Origin of the sequence: Paenibacillus sp. UNC451MF (genome assembly GCF_000686845.1) — a bacterium.
GTDB lineage: Bacteria > Bacillota > Bacilli > Paenibacillales > NBRC-103111 > Paenibacillus_S.
In genome coordinates, this window is record NZ_JMLS01000008.1 from 43,454 (window position 1) to 61,968 (window position 18,515).

At 46.6% G+C, this 18,515-nt stretch carries 16 protein-coding genes; 14 read left to right on the forward strand and 2 right to left on the reverse strand.

Features of this window, described 5'->3' with window-relative positions:
- Position 1: 1 nt before the first annotated feature.
- A complete protein-coding gene (locus tag BP97_RS0111260) occupies positions 2-904 on the forward strand; it encodes an EamA family transporter (RefSeq protein WP_028549186.1) in 903 nt (300 codons plus the stop codon).
- A 107-nt stretch (positions 905-1,011) separates the two neighbouring features.
- On the opposite strand, the gene BP97_RS0111265 is transcribed toward BP97_RS0111260, so the two are convergent.
- The gene (locus tag BP97_RS0111265; protein ID WP_028549187.1) at positions 1,012-2,154 is read right to left on the reverse strand and encodes a DUF2264 domain-containing protein; all 1,143 of its coding nucleotides are present in this window, start codon (positions 2,152-2,154) and stop codon (positions 1,012-1,014) included.
- A 507-nt stretch (positions 2,155-2,661) separates the two neighbouring features.
- Between BP97_RS0111265 and BP97_RS0111270 the strand changes: the two genes are divergently transcribed.
- From BP97_RS0111270 to holA, 3 genes are all read left to right on the forward strand, one after another.
- Complete coding sequence (locus BP97_RS0111270; RefSeq protein WP_028549188.1) at positions 2,662-3,219, forward strand: RNA polymerase sigma factor; 558 nt, start codon at positions 2,662-2,664, stop codon at positions 3,217-3,219.
- A 102-nt stretch (positions 3,220-3,321) separates the two neighbouring features.
- Positions 3,322-4,665, forward strand: coding sequence for a zf-HC2 domain-containing protein (locus tag BP97_RS0111275; RefSeq protein WP_269321908.1), 1,344 nt, complete (start codon positions 3,322-3,324; stop codon positions 4,663-4,665).
- A gap of 231 nt (positions 4,666-4,896) precedes the next feature.
- Positions 4,897-5,916, forward strand: a complete 1,020-nt coding sequence (holA, locus tag BP97_RS0111280; protein WP_028549190.1) for a DNA polymerase III subunit delta — start codon at positions 4,897-4,899, stop codon at positions 5,914-5,916.
- A 59-nt stretch (positions 5,917-5,975) separates the two neighbouring features.
- Here holA and rpsT read toward each other — a convergent pair whose 3' ends face one another.
- Positions 5,976-6,248, reverse strand: a complete 273-nt coding sequence (gene rpsT, locus BP97_RS0111285) for a 30S ribosomal protein S20 (RefSeq protein ID WP_028549191.1) — start codon at positions 6,246-6,248, stop codon at positions 5,976-5,978.
- 191 nt (positions 6,249-6,439) lie between these two features.
- On the opposite strand from rpsT, the gene gpr reads away from it, so the two are divergent.
- The 10 genes from gpr to dnaK all read left to right on the forward strand — a co-directional run bounded on the left by gpr (position 6,440) and on the right by dnaK (position 18,490).
- Positions 6,440-7,432: a GPR endopeptidase gene (gpr, locus tag BP97_RS0111290; protein ID WP_028549192.1), complete on the forward strand. Its 993-nt coding sequence runs from the start codon at positions 6,440-6,442 to the stop codon at positions 7,430-7,432.
- A gap of 219 nt (positions 7,433-7,651) precedes the next feature.
- On the forward strand, positions 7,652-8,977 hold the full coding sequence (gene spoIIP, locus BP97_RS0111295) for a stage II sporulation protein P (protein ID WP_081824064.1): 1,326 nt from the start codon (positions 7,652-7,654) through the stop codon (positions 8,975-8,977).
- 32 nt (positions 8,978-9,009) lie between these two features.
- On the forward strand, positions 9,010-9,387 hold the full coding sequence (locus BP97_RS0111300) for a DUF3679 domain-containing protein (RefSeq protein WP_028549194.1): 378 nt from the start codon (positions 9,010-9,012) through the stop codon (positions 9,385-9,387).
- A gap of 93 nt (positions 9,388-9,480) precedes the next feature.
- Entirely contained in the window at positions 9,481-11,292 is a 1,812-nt protein-coding gene (gene lepA, locus BP97_RS0111305; protein WP_028549195.1) for a translation elongation factor 4, read from the forward strand.
- Positions 11,293-11,365: 73 nt separating this feature from the next.
- Positions 11,366-12,520, forward strand: coding sequence for a radical SAM family heme chaperone HemW (gene hemW, locus BP97_RS0111310; protein WP_028549196.1), 1,155 nt, complete (start codon positions 11,366-11,368; stop codon positions 12,518-12,520).
- Positions 12,521-12,673: 153 nt separating this feature from the next.
- The gene (locus BP97_RS0111315; RefSeq protein ID WP_028549197.1) at positions 12,674-13,135 is read left to right on the forward strand and encodes an N-acetyltransferase; all 462 of its coding nucleotides are present in this window, start codon (positions 12,674-12,676) and stop codon (positions 13,133-13,135) included.
- A gap of 153 nt (positions 13,136-13,288) precedes the next feature.
- Positions 13,289-14,314: a heat-inducible transcriptional repressor HrcA gene (gene hrcA, locus BP97_RS0111320; RefSeq protein WP_028549198.1), complete on the forward strand. Its 1,026-nt coding sequence runs from the start codon at positions 13,289-13,291 to the stop codon at positions 14,312-14,314.
- Positions 14,311-15,852: a TCP-1/cpn60 chaperonin family protein gene (locus BP97_RS0111325; RefSeq protein WP_028549199.1), complete on the forward strand. Its 1,542-nt coding sequence runs from the start codon at positions 14,311-14,313 to the stop codon at positions 15,850-15,852. Before hrcA ends, BP97_RS0111325 begins: the two co-directional genes overlap by 4 nt.
- Before the next feature lie 122 nt (positions 15,853-15,974).
- Positions 15,975-16,547 carry a nucleotide exchange factor GrpE gene (grpE, locus tag BP97_RS0111330; RefSeq protein WP_028549200.1) on the forward strand — a complete coding sequence of 191 codons (573 nt, stop codon included), beginning with the start codon at positions 15,975-15,977 and terminating at the stop codon, positions 16,545-16,547.
- A gap of 101 nt (positions 16,548-16,648) precedes the next feature.
- On the forward strand, positions 16,649-18,490 hold the full coding sequence (gene dnaK, locus BP97_RS0111335) for a molecular chaperone DnaK (RefSeq protein WP_028549201.1): 1,842 nt from the start codon (positions 16,649-16,651) through the stop codon (positions 18,488-18,490).
- Positions 18,491-18,515 lie beyond the last annotated feature (25 nt).

Consider the following 18,515-nt stretch of genomic DNA (forward strand, 5'->3'; position numbering starts at 1 on the left):
CATGACATCTAAGAACCGTTGGAAGGCCATTTGGTTCGTCTTGTTGGGCGCCGCCTCTTATGGCGTGTTGTCTACATTCGTTAAGCTTGGTTATCAAAGCGGATTTACGGCATCGGAAATTACGGGCAGCCAAGTTCTGTTCGGGTTGATTGTGCTGTGGCTGTTAAGCTTACCGAAGCTTCGTCAAATGAAGGGAATATCGCGCGGCATTATTGTGAAGCTTATTGCGGGCGGTACGTTTACAGGTCTAACAGGATATTTTTATTACCAATCATTGCAGGTGCTGGACGCATCGTTTGCGGTATTACTTCTGTTCCAGTTTACATGGATGGGGATGCTGTTCGATTGGTTCGTGGCAAGAAGAGTGCCGACGCTTTTCCAATGGATAGCTATGGTGCTGACACTTATTGGTACAGTACTGGCTTCCGGTATTTTATCGGGTACGATAGACCGTCCAAGTGCAAGTGGGATTGGACTCGGTTTGTTAGCCGCTTGCTGCTATACGATGTTTATCTTCTTCAGCGGTAGAGTAGCCACTCATTTGCCTGCATTGGTCCGCAGCACATGGATGATTACGGGGGCTGCCTTGATCGTATTGATCTTGATGCCGCCGCAGTTTCTCTGGAACGGATCGCTCAGCCAAGGGTTATGGAAATGGGGGATATTATTAAGCGTATTCGGCATGATTCTACCTCCATTCCTGTATGCTAAGGGAGCACCTTTTATCGAGACCGGTCTTGCTGCTGTGTTAGGCTCTGTGGAACTGCCGGTCGTCATTATTTGTTCCGCACTGCTGCTTCACGAAACGACTTATGTGCTTCAGTGGATCGGTATCGCCGTCATACTTCTAGGCGTGTTTGTGTCAGAACGGAAGACAGGTGTTCCATCCGACAGCAGTGCTTGAACGCTTATTGGGAGTTTAAAGAGAAAGGCTATACTATAAACGTTAAAAGCAGCGCCTGTCTAAACAGGTCGCTGCTTTTTTCACTAATTCATAAAAGTGCTGATTTATTAATAAAGTGCTTTGTCTATAGAGAAGCTCTGAGAGCTCCATGCTTTCTTGTTGGTCCAATCCGCCTCGCCTTGCCAGAACGGGTCTTCGGCAGGTAAGCCAAGAGGCAGGAATACGGCAGAGCATAAGTAGAGACTTCCTGTAGAAATATAGGTTTCACCAATTTCGGGTTGATGACCGCAAAAACCGATCGTAAGCCAGCCATTATCGTCGAAAGTCCCCGGTGCGTTGATCATGCGCTGCATTACGGCGGTTAAGGCGCATCGTACTTGAGCAGGCTCAAGGCTTGCGTCCAGTTGATGCTGAAGAGCCATCTGGCTGAGCAGTTGGAAGGCTCCGAATCGGTATGCCAACGATCGTCCAACCGCAGGGAAGGTTCCTTCAGGAGAGATGGATCTTTCCTGTTGAACGGCGTACCTGCGGGCACGGCAGACAACTTTCTCTTCCATATCTGCCCACGCAGGATCTTCTCCCTTAAGCGTGCTGATAATGTCTACCAGCATAGGTTGGATAACGAAGCTGTTATAATAATCGGCGTGGAAATCCGGTCCGTCTCCATAGATGCCATCGCCTTTATACCACTGTTCGTGCTGCCTAAGAGCATAGTCGACGCGCATTCTGTCCCAATCAGCACCTGCACGGTACAGTGCCGTTTCGATCATGGCCGAGAACAACAGCCAGTTGTTATAGTAAGGCTTGCGGGTACGGGTAGACTTCAATGCTTCAATAACATTCTTCTTAACATTCTCCCCAAGCTTGTTCCATAATTCTTCTGGTGCACGTACCAGAGCATGCGATAAGAAAGCAGCATCGACAATGGGCTGGTAGCCTTCGGAAAAATTCATAAAATCAGGTGACGAAGGATCAGTAGCCGCATCAATAGCACCTCTGGCCTGATCGGCATAGCGCTCACGCAGTCTGCCTTCTTCTCCATCACGGCTGCCGTTTTCAAGCCACGGAGCCATACCGGTCAATAAGCGGCCTAGTGCTTCCAAATACGTGTACATATGTCGATCATCCATCTTACGTTCGATCGGCATTTTTTCTTTTAACTGACGGTGGTTTAAATGATGAAGCACGGGCTGAGCAATTCTGCTCATCGTATCAATCCAAAAAATGCGATCCTCTCGACCAAGAGACATTTATAAACCCTCCCTATAAATAAGACAAAGCAACTGGTTCATTTGCTCATCATTTTACAACAATTTACGACAAGGGTCATTGGTGAACATGACAATAATCTTTGTGGAAAAAAGCTGTAAAAATATAATTGATTATTACATATACAATTTTTGGATTATCATGCAATATTCAACAAACATCTGTGAGCTATATGATATGTTCTTATTTTTAATAGAAATATACTCTTATTTGTGAACGCTTGCAATAAAAGTTCCGACAAATATACGATTTATCGAACGGTCTGCTGTTCATCCGAAATCTATTATTGGTCTTTCCCGTTCCCGTCATGCTGCTGCAGGCATGCGGGATTTTTTTATGTAAGATAAGATAGTCATTCTTCATGCGGAGAAGCATATCGAACTCAGGTATACCTGCACGCCAAAATTTGATATTCTTAGTAGAGTTCATTGAGTGCAACATTTTATTCGTTACGTTCGTTTATATAGTTGCAAGAGAGGGGGATCCCAGTGGTAGCGCCAGAACTGATAAAGGCTGCCCAATCGGGCGATCGCGACGCTCTAATTACCCTACTGCGTGAAATAGAAAATCATGTATATCGAACTGCTTATTACATTCTGGGGAATGAGCAGGACGCTATGGATGCCGCACAGGAAGCGTTAATACGTATTTATACCAAAATTAATTCTTATGAAGAAAAAGCTCAGTTCAAAACGTGGGTACAACGAATTGTCACTAACTTATGCATAGACAAATTCAGAAGGTCCAAGCCTACCGTTTCCATCGACGAGCATGAGCTTAACTTTACTGCAAACAAGACGGTAGAAGATGAGGTTATGTCCGCATATATTGCCCAAGATATTAAAGAGGCAATTGATAAGCTGCCGGAACATCATCGATCGGTTGTTGTACTGCGATATTTGCAGGATTTTTCCTACAACGAAATTGCCGAATCTTTGGATTTGCCCATCAACACGGTGAAGTCCTATTTATTCAGGGCAAGGCAGCAGTTACAAACATTGTTGCAGGATTACAAAAAAACCAAGAGTGATGCTATCAGAGGCTAATTCACTTCGTCGGTTTGCGTGAGTTCATCTGGGTCTTATTTATTCTGCTTCGTATTTGTAAATATCAATTGTGAATTGTTCAGAAAGGTAGTGTGCGGGATGATGTGTCAAGAGGTGATCGAACTCATGCAGAGATACCTCGATCAGGATCTCGATGAATTAGAATATGAACAAATGCTGGGGCATTTGCAGCAGTGCTCGGAATGTACGGAACTGTTCCAGCGTTTGGCAGCTTTGTCTCAGGAACTGGAGCAATTACCTAAAGTAACTCCAGCTTACAGCTTAGTGGATGCTATTATGCCGAAGCTGCAGAGAATTGATGAAGGCTTCCCTGCAGTGGAATACCCGATTGCACCTGTCGCTCCTCTACCTGATAAGTATAAGGAGACACCACTTACGGAAGAAGCTAGGGCTCAAGTCGAGCATGCAGTAGGATGGCGAAAAAGAATTCGGGGACTTGTCTCCATGCGGATTGTGGGCGGTGTGGTTGCAGCTGGTCTGGTACTTGGGTTTTTCGTGTTTGAGCAGCAGGAGCAGCGCGGCGGGATGAATGATGCGGGATCCATGCTGATGTCCTCTACCACTCAAAACAAGGCTGAGAGTACAGCAAAGCAGGACCCTGCTTCAGGAGCAAACAGCAAACGGGTTGCAGAATCGTCCAGTGCGGCCAACCCGTCGGATCAGCAGGCAGCAATGGATACAGTCAAGCCGGATTCCACTGCAAAAGCTCCTTTGGGGGCCCCTGCCCAAAGTCAAGAAAATAAGGTTCAGCCGCCAAGTGCTGATACTCCGTTAAAGAAAAGCGTAAGTACTGGATTAGGGCAGCAGGAACCTTCTAAGGAACCGGTGCAGCGTTCTGCCGATCAAGGTACAGTTAATGATCAAATTCCAACTTCAACACCATCTACTAAGTCGCAGCCGCAGGATGCACCTGTTAATGAGGAATTAGCTCCTCCGCCAGTAGAATCGCCCGCAGGTCGAAGCGGTGCTCCAGTTAATAAAATGACGGTTCCGAATCCGGCCCAATCATTTGTAAATCCGGACTCAACGTTATCGGATGGCACGGGTGGCAATGCTTCCGCTTTTGCGGGTAATCAGAATGATGCTGCGCCCGGAGCCCAGTCGAATGGCGATGCTGCCAACAAGACGAAACCGGAGGAAATGGGAATTAACCAACAGTATTCGGTGTCTTCGTCTGGCAATCCAAGTACGCTAACCTCTCCGGATAAAGGCTATGTGGCTGCTATCAATGATAAGCGTCAGGTTGTTATTACAGACAATCAGCAGAAGGTACTGTTTACTTCCAGTAACACATGGACGGTGAAAGACAAGATGGAACTGGTTGAATGGACAGAGGGGCAGATGCTTACTTATCGTGTAAGTAATGAATCGGGAACAAATACCTATGTCATTAATGTAAAAGACAAAACAGAAATAAAAAAATAATGGTTTATGCCGCGGCCAGTCACCAATCGGGCGCGGCGTAATATAATATGGTGTAGCATCACACTACGAGCGCGTCGTATGATCACCACGGGGAAGGTTTCTAGAGCTTTCCTCATAGTGTTTATATAGATGGGGTTTCGTGCAAAGGGATTATGTTCAAAACCTGCAGGTTTTGACGTAATCCCTTTGTTGTTGCTACAATGTCAAAAGAAGAAAGTAGGGGGAGCGGAGATGGATTATAAAACGGCGTTGAAACAAATTCAACAGGGGAAGTTTGCCCCGGTCTACGTGTGCTATGGTGCTGAATCGTACCTGATCCACGCATTAATTGAGAAGCTGACGGATCGTCTTGTAGATCCGGAACAAAGGCCGTTCGCGGTAACCAAATATGACTTGTCGGAAACGTCATTGGATACGGTAATTGAGGAAGCGGAGACGCTCCCTTTTATGGTGCCTCGCAAGCTGGTTATTGCAACGAACGCATTATTCCTTACCGGTGCAAAGGAAAGCACCAAAGTAGAGCATAAACCTGAACGTTTGACTGAATATATGAAGGCGCCGACCGATTTTTCCGTTGTCGTGCTTACAGTAGATGCGGACAAGCTCGATGAAAGAAAGAAGCTGGTCAAAGCATTGAAGGAAGCAGATTGCTTGGTTTCTTGTGCATCGCTATCTGCTGACGATTTGTCGCATTGGGTAAAGCAAGAGGCGGACAAAGCCGGATTCACATTTGCACCGGGAGTAGCAGAGCAGTTCATCTTGTATACCGGAACCAGCCTACAGGCTTTATCCAGTGAATTGGAAAAGTGTGCGCTGTTCGTAGGTCGCGGCGGGACGCTTACAGAGGATGCGTTAGAGCAGCTGGTAACACGTTCGATAGAACAAAATATTTTTATATTGATAGAACATATTGTTCAGCTTCAATTGGAGAAAGCGTTCACGATGCTGTCGGAGCTGCTTCGCAGAAAGGAAGAACCGATTAAGATTATGGCTCTGATCGCCCGCCAGTTCCGAATCATGTTTCAAGTGAAGGATCTACAGCAGCAAGGGTATTCTCAGCAGCAAATGGCTTCCCAGCTAGGGCTCCATCCTTACGCTGTAAAGATTGCCTCAGGGCAAAGCAACCGGTTTGAATTGAAGCAGCTCGCGGATATTTTAAACCAACTATCTGATTTGGATTATCAAATGAAGAGCGGAAAAATCGATAAGGTATTGGGGCTAGAAATGTTTCTTCTTAAGCTCATAGCTTGAAGCAATAAACGAGGGTATAAAAAACGACCGATTCCCATGGGAATCGGTCGTTTTTGGTATTAAGCCTGAGCAGAAATCGCGTTCAGTTTTTTCGCTAAACGGGATTTTTTGCGGGCAGCGGCATTTTTATGGATTAAACCTTTAGTTGCTGCTTTGTCCAGTTTTTTGCTGGCAGCAATCAAGGCTGCTTTTGCAGTGTCCACATTGTTGCTGGCTGCAGCAGTTTCAAAGCTCTTAACTGCAGTGCGAAGAGCGGATTTGTGAGATGCGTTACGAAGACGACGCTTTTCACTTACTTTTACTCTTTTAATCGCGGATTTAATGTTCGGCATTGACGTTCACCTCCTAATACGACTTGCATAAAATCATTCGGTGCCTATTTGTTGACAACTCTAGATATTCTAACATGACCCATATTAAAATGCAATAGAGTCATTGGGCAGGTCTGACAATTGTTTGAATAGCGTCATTCCCTTTGTCACACACTAATTACGCATGCTTACGTTGAAAGGAGAAATGCCCAATGGATTTGAGCGCCTATTCGGTTCGTACCGATTTAGCACTAGAAGCGCATGACTTGGCTTCCGCAACCGGTCAAACGATTCCAGGAGTACATAGGTCAGTTGAAAACCAAGAAGGAATACGAATCAGTACGATTGATATTACCTCTGATGAAGGCTCTCGCGCTATCGGTAAGCTCCCTGGTCATTACATTACTATTGAAGTTCCTGAGCTTCGTCAAAAAGACAGCGATCTGCAGGATCGTGTCGCTATGGTTATCGCAAAGGAATTCGAAGGTTTTTTGGCAAAGCTCAATATAAATCCCATGGCTAAAGTATTGGTGATAGGTCTCGGCAACTGGAACGTCACTCCTGATGCGTTAGGACCCATTGTCGTCGAAAATATTATGGTTACCCGCCATTACTTCGAACTGATGCCTGGTCAGGTCAGTCCTGGATATCGCCCCGTCAGCGCAGTTGCTCCGGGTGTTCTAGGTACTACGGGGATTGAGACAGGAGAAATCGTTCAGGGGATCGTGGAAAAGTCCAAGCCCGATTTGGTCATCGCGATTGATGCCTTGGCTTCCCGTTCATTAGAAAGAGTGAACACGACGATTCAAATTGCCGATACCGGTATTCACCCCGGGTCTGGGATAGGCAATAAGCGTAAAGGATTGACGCTGGAAACTTTGGGAGTGCCAGTTATAGCTATCGGTGTGCCTACGGTTGTTTTTGCCTCCACGATCGTCAACAATGCATTCGATATGATGCATAACCATTTTCAAAAACAGACCGACAATACAGGCAAAATCTTAGGTCTCTTGGATAATATGCAGGAAAATGAACGACTTGAGCTGGTGAAGGAAGTATTGAATCCTCTTGGCCATGATTTGCTCGTTACACCTAAAGAGATCGATCAGTTTATTGAGGACATTGCTAACATTATTGCAAGCGGCTTGAATGCTGCCCTTCACGAAGCAGTCGATGCGGACAACGTTTCGGCTTATACACATTAATTAATGATCACAAAAGTCCATTAAAAACGCCAGGCGAGGCTGCAAATTTGCGGCGGAAGCTTGGCGTTTTTTTATGTACTTGAACTCTTCTAAATAGAATCAACGGACTTCTATGACTATGAAATTGTAGTTCTATCTTCTAGCAAACGTTCATAGATTTGAATTAGAAGGCTGGACGACGCTGGAAGGTAGTGTGATAGCTTGCTAGGAAGCTTTCCTATGGAAGCTCAAAAGCTCAGCAATGCTTACGAAGAAAGCTTTCCTACGGAAAGCTCTAAGGAGGGAACCAAATTGAAATGGACTGCAGTAACGGTGAATTTAAACAAATATCGTAAAGCGGGACAAGAACTAGGTGTGTATATCCGAATAGTTAGCTTTTTAACAGTAGGCTGCCTGTTTTTTTTCATAGCATTAGGATTGCTAGGCTACGCTCAAGCGAGATGGACAAGCACGACACCATCCTCTTCCATGAAAGGGTTGGCAGCGGCCGTATCGAGTCAATTCTTTATGGATATGATGGGGATGGAAATGCCTCATTTGCAAAAAGACCGTCAATCGTTTACCTTTTCGCAGGCTAACGTCTCCGGATTTTTATTCTCGTTGGTTACAGACCTCAATGTAAAGGATCCCAAGACATTCATCGCTAGGGAGATGCCAGGCTTGACGGAGGATCGCTCAGTGGTTCTTCGCAAAAGCAGCACGACGGGGGACGATGGCCCGGAGGATTACAGTCCCAAAGCGGATGCGCTCCCGAAAAATGGCGAAGGAGCAGAGGGCTCTATTACTGCAAATCCTACAGCACCCAAAGAAGGAGATGCTGTAGCAGGACCTGCTATACCAACCCCGGCAGCACAGCCTCCCAAGACAGCCGGGAAAAATGTTGCCTTCATCTATCAAACGCATAACACAGAATCGTATTTACCAGAGCTTCCCGGAGTTACAGATCCTGATAAAGCGTACGATTCCAAGAAGAATGTAACGCTGGTTGGACTGAGGCTTGCGCAGAAGCTGGAACAAGACGGCATAGGAGCGGTTCACTCCGACCTCAACTATCCGGCCATCGAGAAAAAGTTCTATTACCCTTATTCCTATAAGTATTCGTTGAAAACTTTGCAAGAAGCAACCACATCCCATCCTGATTTGAAGTTTTACTTTGATATTCACCGCGATTCTCAACGCCGCGAGAAAACCACTGTGACACTGAACGGAAAAGACTATGCCCAGCTGTATTTCATTATCGGGGGTAAAAATCCGGATTGGAAAGAAAACGAACAGTTCGCCTCCCAAATCCATCAAGCGATGGAAGCCAAGTATCCCGGGTTATCGAAAGGGATGTTCGCGAAGGCAGCAGAAGGCAACGGAGTATACAATCAAAATTTCTCTACAAATAGTGTGCTTATTGAAGTTGGCGGCGTAGACAATTCTCTTGAAGAATGCTACCGGACCGTAGATCTGCTCGCACAAGCCATTACTGAGGTCGTCCTGAATGTCCAAAAAGTAGATGGCAGCTTACAAAACGATGGTAAGGACGTTAAGAAAAATTAGATTAAAGCTGGGAGCAACGGGGGCGGATATCGATGAAAAAGTTTTATATCAGGCTGCTGATTGTCATTCTTTGTATCGGGTTCTGTATCTTTTTTGGAGTGGATTTGGCGACACGGGGTGTCGAGAGAATCCAGGGTCCGATGGCCTCAGACGCAGCTATAGTCAGACCTTGGCAGCCAGCCGTCAAACAGCAGGATACAAAGACGAATGTCCCCACCCCCAAGCCGACAGCTCCGTCTACAATGAAAGAAGAGAAAGCCAAGGAACAGGTGGAGCCTCCTGAGCCTAAAGCAGAGATATCCAAAGCATCAGGCATCAACAGACTTGGCAACAAAATAGGCGAGCTGCTGCAAATATTGGCTTTTCATACTATCAAGCTGTTTGTTGCTCTGTTCGATACCATCACTTAAAAAGCTTTCCGTCAAGCATCCATTGCTGAGCAACCACACAACTGCTATAATTAGAGGTATTGTAAATTTGTAGGTTAGTGAGGGTCTCCGTAGATGGATATTCAAGCAAGACAGAAGAAGATAAGAAACTTTTCGATTATTGCCCATATTGACCATGGGAAGTCGACCTTGGCCGACCGGATCCTTGAGTTCACTGGAGCGCTCTCCTCGCGTGAGATGCAGGAGCAGGTTCTGGACCAAATGGATCTGGAGCGGGAGCGGGGCATTACGATTAAGCTGCAGGCCGTACGTTTAAACTACCGTGCGGATGACGGAGAAGAATATATTTTAAATTTGATCGATACGCCGGGACACGTCGATTTCACTTATGAAGTATCACGAAGCTTGGCAGCCTGTGAAGGCGCACTGTTAGTTGTGGATGCAGCCCAAGGGATTGAGGCGCAAACATTGGCTAACGTATATCTGGCGCTGGATAATAATTTGGAGATTTTGCCGGTCATTAATAAAATCGATTTGCCGAGTGCTGATCCTGAACGGGTTAAGCAGGAAGTCGAGGATGTCATTGGACTTGATGCAAGCGACGCAGTTCTGGCTTCGGCTAAAGCTGGTATCGGCATAAAGGAAATACTGGAGCAGGTTGTACAGCGCGTTCCTGCACCTACGGGAAGTCCTGACCAACCGCTGAAGGCGCTTATCTTTGACTCACACTATGACCCTTATAAAGGGGTTATCGTATACGTTAGGGTAATTGACGGATCGATTCGAGCAGGCTCCAAAATCAAGTTTATGGCAACGGAAAAAGTGTTTGAAGTTATTGAGGTAGGGGCATTTAAGCCGCGCATGTCCATTGTCGATTCGTTGGATATCGGGGATGTAGGCTTTATTGTAGCCGGAATTAAAAATGTTGGAGACACGCGTGTCGGGGATACAGTGACTGATGCGAAAAATCCAGCTCCAGAAGCACTGCCAGGTTACCGCAAAATTAACCCAATGGTATTCTGCGGTTTGTATCCGATTGAGACTAGCGACTACAACGATTTGCGTGAAGCGCTGGAGAAGCTGCAGCTCAACGATGCTTCACTCAGCTTTGAGCCTGAAACCTCCACTGCACTGGGGTTTGGTTTCCGTTGCGGCTTCCTTGGATTGCTCCACATGGATGTTATTCAAGAGCGGATTGAGCGGGAATTCAATATCCCGCTTATTACGACAGCGCCAAGCGTTGTGTTCAAGGTCACTTTAACCAACGGCGAAGTCATCAGCATTGAGAATCCATCGTTATTCCCTGAGGTCGGCAAGATCGATTTCGTTGAAGAGCCTTACGTCAAAGCGGCTGTCATCGTGCCTAACGACTATGTCGGAGCGATTATGGAGCTGTGCCAAGGCAAACGCGGCGAGTTCGTGAACATGGAATACCTGGATACGACACGTGTTACTCTAACGTATCAAATTCCGTTGGCCGAAATCGTCTACGATTTCTTCGATCAATTGAAATCGAGCACGAAAGGCTATGCATCCTTCGATTACGAGCTATCGGGTTACAGAAGATCCAATCTGGTGAAGATGGATATTATGCTGAACGGGGAGCAGGTGGATGCCTTGTCATTCATCGTTCACCGTGACCGTGCTTACAACCGCGGACGGATTATTTGCGAAAAGCTGAAAGATTTGATTCCGCGTCAAATGTTCGAAGTACCTATTCAGGCTGCGATCGGACAAAAAATTATTTCCCGGGAAACCGTCAAAGCGATGCGCAAAAACGTATTGGCAAAATGTTACGGTGGCGATATTTCACGTAAACGGAAGCTGCTGGAGAAGCAGAAGGAAGGTAAGAAACGGATGAAGCAGGTCGGAAGCGTAGAGGTTCCGCAGGAAGCGTTCATGGCCGTATTAAGAATAGACGAGTAAAACTTAAGGAGGCAGGTGCGCCCAGCAAGCGCATCTGCTTTTCCATTAGAAGGGGAGGGAGGAGCTTAAGATGATGTATCAACGGCAAGAAACGCCTCAGGCTGTCTATATCCATATCCCTTTTTGCACGAATAAATGCCATTACTGCGATTTTAATTCGTTCGTGTTAAAGGGCCAACCGGTAATGGATTATTTGGACGCACTGGAGCGTGAGATGGAACAGACGGTTGCCGCGGTGCCGCCAGGGGAAATCGAAACGATCTTTGTAGGTGGTGGAACTCCAACTGTATTGCTGCCGGACCAGATGGAGAGCTTTTTGAAGAGAGTGAAGACCTATTTCCCTAACCCATCACCAAATATCGAATTTTCGATGGAAGCTAATCCAGGCACAACGGACTTGGAAAAGCTGCAGGCGATGAAAGAAGGAGGCGTTAACCGAATCAGCTTCGGCGTACAATCCTTTGATAATGCGCTTTTAGAAGGGATCGGAAGAATTCATAATACGGACGATGTATATCGTAGTCTCGAGAATGCTCGTAAAGTCGGCTTTACTAATTTGTCTATCGATTTAATGTTCGGTCTACCTAAGCAGACAGTAGCGATCATGAACGATACAATAGACAAGGCATTAGCGTTAAATCTGCCTCATTACTCCATTTACAGCTTGAAAGTGGAAGAGAATACGCTGTTCCATACCTTGTATCAGAAAAATCAGCTTCCTCTGCCAGAGGAAGACGAAGAACTGAATATGTTTTTGCTTATTATGGATAGGTTGAAGCAAGCCGGCTATTCACAGTATGAGATCAGCAATTTCGCTAAACCCGGCTTCGAAAGCCGACATAATAGCATGTACTGGTTGAACCGCAGCTACTACGGAATGGGTGCTGGCGCACATGGCTATACGTACGGAAATCGCCATATCAATATCAAGGGCGTTCAGCCTTATATTGATGCCACCCGTGAGGGGCTGCCTATTCTTGAAAAGTATGAGATCAGCGAGCAGGATGCTATGGAAGATTTCATGATGGTCGGATTGCGTTTGCTGCGTGGTGTCGATAGAGCGGACTTCTCCAAGCAGTTTGGGCGGGAATTAGAGACGGTATTCGGAAGCGAACTAAACAAGCTTCTTGGGCTGCAGCTGCTGGAGAGCACAGACATAGGCTATCGCTTATCGTCTCAAGGAGTTCTCCTGGGGAATGAAGTGTTCGGTGAATTTTTGAGCGAATAGTTAGGATGGGAAAGACCTGGCCTTGGCCAGGTTTTTTCTTATATGTCCATTCCCTGAAATTAACAAGGTTGTGCATATTTCTTATTGAATTTTTTATGCGTCTTGTTGTATATTTATTCATATCTAATTTTTACTATGAATGGTGGGTTTTCTATGGCAGTCACATGCAGAAAAGCAACAGAACAGGACATCGATACATTATATGAAATTATACAAGGATATGCAGAGCAAGGGATTATGCTGCCGAGATCAAGGGAAACCTTGATGGATCAGCTGGATACCTTTGTCGTGGCTGTTATAGAAGACCGTCTGGTCGGCTGTGGTTCCTTAACGAGGTTAGGTCAGGATCTTGTAGAGATTCGTTCCCTAGGTGTAACAGGAGGCTACAAGGGTCAAGGAATCGGAAGATCTCTTGTCGATGCTCTAGTAGAGGAAGCAAGACACCAGGAAATACCTAAGGTTATGGCATTAACCTATGAAGTGGCCTTTTTTGAGAAAAACGGCTTCACGGTCGTGCAAAAAGAGATTTTTCCTGAGAAGGTATGGCGCGACTGTATTCACTGCAAAAAGCAGCATTGCTGCGATGAAATAGCCGTTTTGAAGCGGTTGGATTGACTTGACACAGACCTTCGGGTCTGTTATTTTTGTATTATGAATTAGCACTCAACAGTTCGGAGTGCTAACGGTGAAGTAAAAAATGGTATTTCAAGAAAAAGTCTAATTAAGTAAAAACAAATACAATTGTTAAATATTTTGGGAGGGTTGAATATGTTGACCGAACGCCAGCGGCATATATTGAGTGCTATCGTAGATGATTATATTCGTTCAGCAGAGCCGGTAGGCTCCCGCAGTATATCTAAGCGCGGCAATGTGGGATTCAGCCCTGCCACCATACGCAATGAAATGTCCGACTTGGAAGAGATGGGCTATTTGGAACAGCCGCACACGTCCGCAGGACGTATCCCGTCTCATAAAGGCTACCGTTATTATGTCGATCACCTGGTCACATTCGGCAGTCTGGCGGAGCATGAAGTTGAAGCGCTCAAATGTTTTTTCTCGGAAAAAATGCAGGAGATGGAGCAAGTCATTCAGCATGTAGCTATGATGTTGTCCAATCTTACTAACTATACATCGATTGTCATGGGACCGGAAATGTTCAGCACAACGCTGCGTCATCTGCAGATCGTGCCGCTGAATGAACGAACGGCGGTTGCTATTGTTGTGACGAACACGGGACATGTTGAGAACAAGACAGTAACGATTCCGGAAGGAATTCCTGTCTCGGAAATTGAAAAGTTCGTCAATTTGCTTAATGCTCGGCTTCAGAATGTGCCGCTGCTGCATTTTAAATCCAAGCTGTTCAGTGAAATTGGCGAGGAGATGCGCAGCTACGTATCAGGATATGAGGAACTGATGGCGATGCTTAATAACGTTGTTGATCAGGACGAAGAAAACCGGATTTTCCTGGGCGGAACAACCAATATGCTGACGCAGCCCGAGTTTCAGGATATGGAGAAGGTAAAGAACATTCTCGATTTACTGGCAGAGGCGCCAATGCTTGCAAAGCTGATCACGGGTATGCATTCAGGTATTCAAGTCAAGATCGGGAGCGAAAACTCTGTTGCAGCGATCAATGATTGCAGCCTTATAACCGCTTCATATTCGTTTGACGGCAAGCACCTTGGAACCATCGGTATTCTTGGGCCTACACGGATGGATTACGGTAAAGTGATTAATTTGCTGGACCACTTGTCTAAAGATATGACGCTGATGCTGGAGCGATGGTATAAATGAGCCAAATTAAGCCTGTCACACACGAAGGCGATGATACGTATGCAACGCTGTTGAATAATGCGGGAGCCATCCGCGCAATTTGTTCGGCTGTTGAAGGTACGCTCGGGCCTAAGGGTCTGGATACGATGCTGGTCGGCGGACAGGGCGAAGTCATTATAACGAATGACGGTGTGACCATTTTGGAAAAGATGGACGTTACCCATCCTGCGGCACGCCTCTTGATTCAAGTAGCGCGTTCCCAACAACAGCAAGTAGGAGATGGAACAACGACTGCTACGGTATTAGCGGGAGCACTGGTAGCCGAAGGCGTGGCACAGGTTACTCGTGGTGTTCCCGTAGCCAAGGTAGTCAGAGGGATTCAGCAAGGAGTTGCCGCGGCCTTGGCATCGCTTGCTAAGCGAAGTCGGCGCATTGAAGGCTTAAAAGATCCGCTTCTGTATCGTATAGGATATATAGCCGGTCGTGAGCATTCCGACTTGGCAGAGCTTGTGCTTAATGGAGCTCAGCGATTAGGAGTTCATAAGCTGCAGGAGGAAAACTTCCGATTTGCGGATGTGGTCGTATCACACAGCCGAGCCGTTAGTGAAGTGTGGCCCGGACTTCTCATTCAGAAGAAGCCGGTCAATTCACAGCTTGAGTTTCCGCCTGATGCGGCATCGGTTCTTGTTTTTCAGGATGCTTTCGAGCCTGAGACCATCGACGAGGAAGCTCTTATGACCGAGGCTGGCTTTCAGAAGCAAATGCAGCTGAAGGAGCAATTCCGTAAGTCGCTTGAGAAGCTCGTAGAGCTGCAGGTTGGGCTTATCATCGCGGATCGGGGCGTGAATGCGGAGGCGGAGCAGTTTTGTACCGATCATGGGATCATGGTCGTACAGCGTGTACCGCGCTCCGATCTTAGGCTCGTGTGCGAGTATACCGGAGCAAGGCCAATCCGTCGCAGCGGGCTTCGTAAGCCGTCCTCTGAGCTTGCAGGCTACCTGGGCTTCGCCGGACGCGTTTCGTACGACGAGCGTCTCGAGTGCGTACGAATGGCTGAGGGCAAGGGCAGGACGCAGGTGACCATCGTCGTTGGTGCCAGCACAAGCGAGGTTGTAGGAGAGCGGCTGCGCATCGCAAGGGATGCGGCCTCCGCCGTACAGGCAGCACTGCGAGGCGGGTGTTTGCCAGGCGGTGGCGCTGCCGAAATGGCGGCTGCCTACGAGCTGGATCGTCTGAGAGAGACGATCCAAGGCATGGAGGGCTTCGGCGTAGCAGCAGTAGCCCAAGCGCTTCGCAAGCCGCTTGCACAGATCGTCGTCAATGCGGGCTACAATCCGCTTGAGAAGGTCGAAGAAGTGAAGGCGGCGCAAATAAACGCGGGCACTGATGCACTTGGCGTCGATTGCGATACCGGTGCCGTCATCGATATGCTGGAGCATGGTGTTGTCGATCCTGCTCATGTGAAGCTGCATGCACTTCAAGCAGCAGGAGAGGTGGCTGCTGCTGTGCTTAGGATTCATACCGTCATTAAGATGAAGCAGCCACGAGCTGAAGAATAACAATTTTTATCCGGTCATCCGCAGATTCCTTCAACTAAATTTGCTTACATCAGGGATGGTCTGGTTAAAATAAATAAATAACAACTATAACAATCGGATTCGGATCAAGGAGGTGACAGATATTGAGTACTGAACAAAAAAACCAATTCGAAAACCAAGCGGACAACGGGCAAGAGGTTGACGCTACATATAACGAAGATACCGATACTGCAGCAGATCAACAACAAGAGGCAGCAAATGAGCAGTCCGGTGAGCTGGAGCAGCTTCGTCAGCTGGCGGAGGAAAATTACCAACGCTCCCTTCGGGCCCAAGCGGATTTCGATAACTTTAGAAGACGTACGCGTCAAGAAAAAGAAGAGTTCGCTAAATATGCTTCCTTGAAGGTGGTTGAGCAGCTTCTTCCGGTAGTGGATAACTTCGAAAGAGCCTTAGCCGCAAGTAAAGATAGCAAAGATTATGATTCATTGTTGAAGGGAGTCGATATGATTTTCCGTCAATTGGATCAAGTTCTTGGTAACGAAGGCTTGAAAGCAATGGATGCTGTAGGACAACCGTTTAATCCAGAGTTCCACCAAGCGATTATGCAGGTAGAGTCCGACGAGCATGAGGAAGGCATCGTAGTGGAAGAAGTTCAAAAAGGTTACATGCTCAAGGATAAAGTGCTGCGTCCTGCAATGGTGAAAGTGAGTTCCTAGTTCCTCTTTCAGCATTTTCATTGCCATCTATCATGACATTCTTAATCATATAATCAATGATTCAAGCGATCGTTTGTAAATTAAAGGAGGTTTAATCCAACATGAGTAAAGTAATCGGTATTGACTTAGGAACAACGAACTCTTGCGTAGCCGTAATGGAAGGCGGAGAAGCTGTTGTTATTCCAAATCCGGAAGGTAACCGTACAACTCCTTCCGTAGTAGGCTTCAAGAAAGATGGAGAGCGTGTAATCGGTGAGACAGCTAAACGTCAAGCTATCACGAATCCAGACCGTACCGTGATTTCTATTAAACGTCACATGGGTACAAACCATAAAGAAAACATTGACGGCACAGAGTATACACCTCAAGAAATTTCCGCTATGATTTTGCAAAAGCTGAAAGCTGACGCAGAAGCATATCTTGGAACGTCTGTAACTCAAGCAGTTATTACGGTTCCTGCTTATTTCAATGACAGCCAGCGTCAAGCGACTAAAGATGCTGGTAAAATCGCAGGTCTGGAAGTATTGCGTATCGTCAACGAGCCGACAGCAGCAGCTTTGGCTTACGGTATGGAGAAATCCGAAGACCAAACCATCCTAGTTTATGACTTGGGCGGCGGTACTTTCGACGTATCCATCCTTGAGCTGGGCGACGGCTTCTTCGAAGTTAAAGCTACTAGCGGTGACAACCGTTTGGGCGGCGACGACTTTGACCAAGTTATCATCGATTATTTGGTAGCTGAATTCAAAAAAGAGCAAGGAATTGACCTTAGCAAAGATAAAGCGGCTGTTCAACGTTTGAAGGACGCTGCAGAAAAAGCTAAGAAAGAGCTTTCCGGTGTATTGACAACTACGGTTTCCCTGCCGTTTATTACTGTAGTAGACGGAGTTCCTCAGCACTTGGAATTAAACCTGACTCGTGCTAAGTTCGAGGAAATCTCTGCTGCGCTTGTTGAAAGAACAATGGGACCTGCACGCCAAGCACTTAGCGATGCTGGTTTGTCCGCAAGCCAAATCGACAGAGTCGTTCTTGTCGGTGGTTCCACACGGATTCCTGCTGTTCAAGAAGCGGTAAAACGTTTGATCGGCAAAGAGCCGCATAAAGGCGTTAACCCAGACGAAGTAGTTGCACTGGGTGCAGCTGTTCAAGCGGGCGTATTGACAGGCGACGTAAAAGACGTTGTTCTTTTGGACGTAACTCCATTGTCCCTGGGTATCGAAACAGCTGGCGGCGTGTTCACTAAAATGATCGACCGCAATACAACGATCCCTACGACAAAATCGCAAGTATTTACTACTTATGCTGACAATCAGCCAAGCGTAGAAATTCACGTGCTTCAAGGTGAGCGCGCAATGGCTAACGATAACAAAACTTTGGGTCGGTTCATCCTGGGTGACATTCCACCGGCTCCACGCGGTATTCCGCAAGTCGAAGTTACTTTCGATATTGATGCGAACGGAATCGTTAACGTAAACGCGACGGATAAAGGCACAGGCAAAAGCCAAAAAATTACGATCACTTCCTCCAGCGGTTTGTCCGATGAAGAAATCGATCGCATGATGAAAGATGCTGAGTCCCATGCTGATGAAGACCGTAATCGTAAAGATTTGGTAGAGGCTCGCAACAATGCCGATCAGCTGGTATACTCTGTAGATAAAACGATTAAAGATCTTGGAGATAAAGTTGACCAAGCTGAAATCGATAAAGCGAATGCTGCTAAAGAGAAGGTCAAAAAGGTTCTGGAAGGCGACAACTTGGATGAAATCAAAGCCGCTACAGACGAATTGACTGAAGTAGTTCAACAGCTTTCCGTAAAATTGTATGAGCAAGCTCAGCAAGCACAAGCTGGTGATGCTGGAGCCGCTGGTGCTGAAGGTGCACCGAAGAAAGACAATGTCGTAGACGCTGATTTCGAAGTTGTAGACGATAAAAAGCAAGGTTAATTTCCCGGTAGTTATACCCTATAGT

Bases quoted from the DNA above. Each gene is read 5' to 3' on its own strand.
- BP97_RS0111260 (WP_028549186.1), top strand. From the start codon at position 2: ATGACATCTAAGAACCGTTGGAAGGCCATTTGGTTCGTCTTGTTGGGC.
- BP97_RS0111265 (WP_028549187.1), bottom strand. From the start codon at position 2,154: ATGTCTCTTGGTCGAGAGGATCGCATTTTTTGGATTGATACGATGAGC.
- BP97_RS0111275 (WP_269321908.1), top strand. From the start codon at position 3,322: ATGTGTCAAGAGGTGATCGAACTCATGCAGAGATACCTCGATCAGGAT.
- holA (WP_028549190.1), top strand. From the start codon at position 4,897: ATGGATTATAAAACGGCGTTGAAACAAATTCAACAGGGGAAGTTTGCC.
- rpsT (WP_028549191.1), bottom strand. From the start codon at position 6,248: ATGCCGAACATTAAATCCGCGATTAAAAGAGTAAAAGTAAGTGAAAAG.
- gpr (WP_028549192.1), top strand. From the start codon at position 6,440: ATGGATTTGAGCGCCTATTCGGTTCGTACCGATTTAGCACTAGAAGCG.
- spoIIP (WP_081824064.1), top strand. From the start codon at position 7,652: ATGGAAGCTCAAAAGCTCAGCAATGCTTACGAAGAAAGCTTTCCTACG.
- BP97_RS0111300 (WP_028549194.1), top strand. From the start codon at position 9,010: ATGAAAAAGTTTTATATCAGGCTGCTGATTGTCATTCTTTGTATCGGG.
- lepA (WP_028549195.1), top strand. From the start codon at position 9,481: ATGGATATTCAAGCAAGACAGAAGAAGATAAGAAACTTTTCGATTATT.
- hemW (WP_028549196.1), top strand. From the start codon at position 11,366: ATGTATCAACGGCAAGAAACGCCTCAGGCTGTCTATATCCATATCCCT.
- BP97_RS0111315 (WP_028549197.1), top strand. From the start codon at position 12,674: ATGGCAGTCACATGCAGAAAAGCAACAGAACAGGACATCGATACATTA.
- hrcA (WP_028549198.1), top strand. From the start codon at position 13,289: ATGTTGACCGAACGCCAGCGGCATATATTGAGTGCTATCGTAGATGAT.
- BP97_RS0111325 (WP_028549199.1), top strand. From the start codon at position 14,311: ATGAGCCAAATTAAGCCTGTCACACACGAAGGCGATGATACGTATGCA.
- dnaK (WP_028549201.1), top strand. From the start codon at position 16,649: ATGAGTAAAGTAATCGGTATTGACTTAGGAACAACGAACTCTTGCGTA.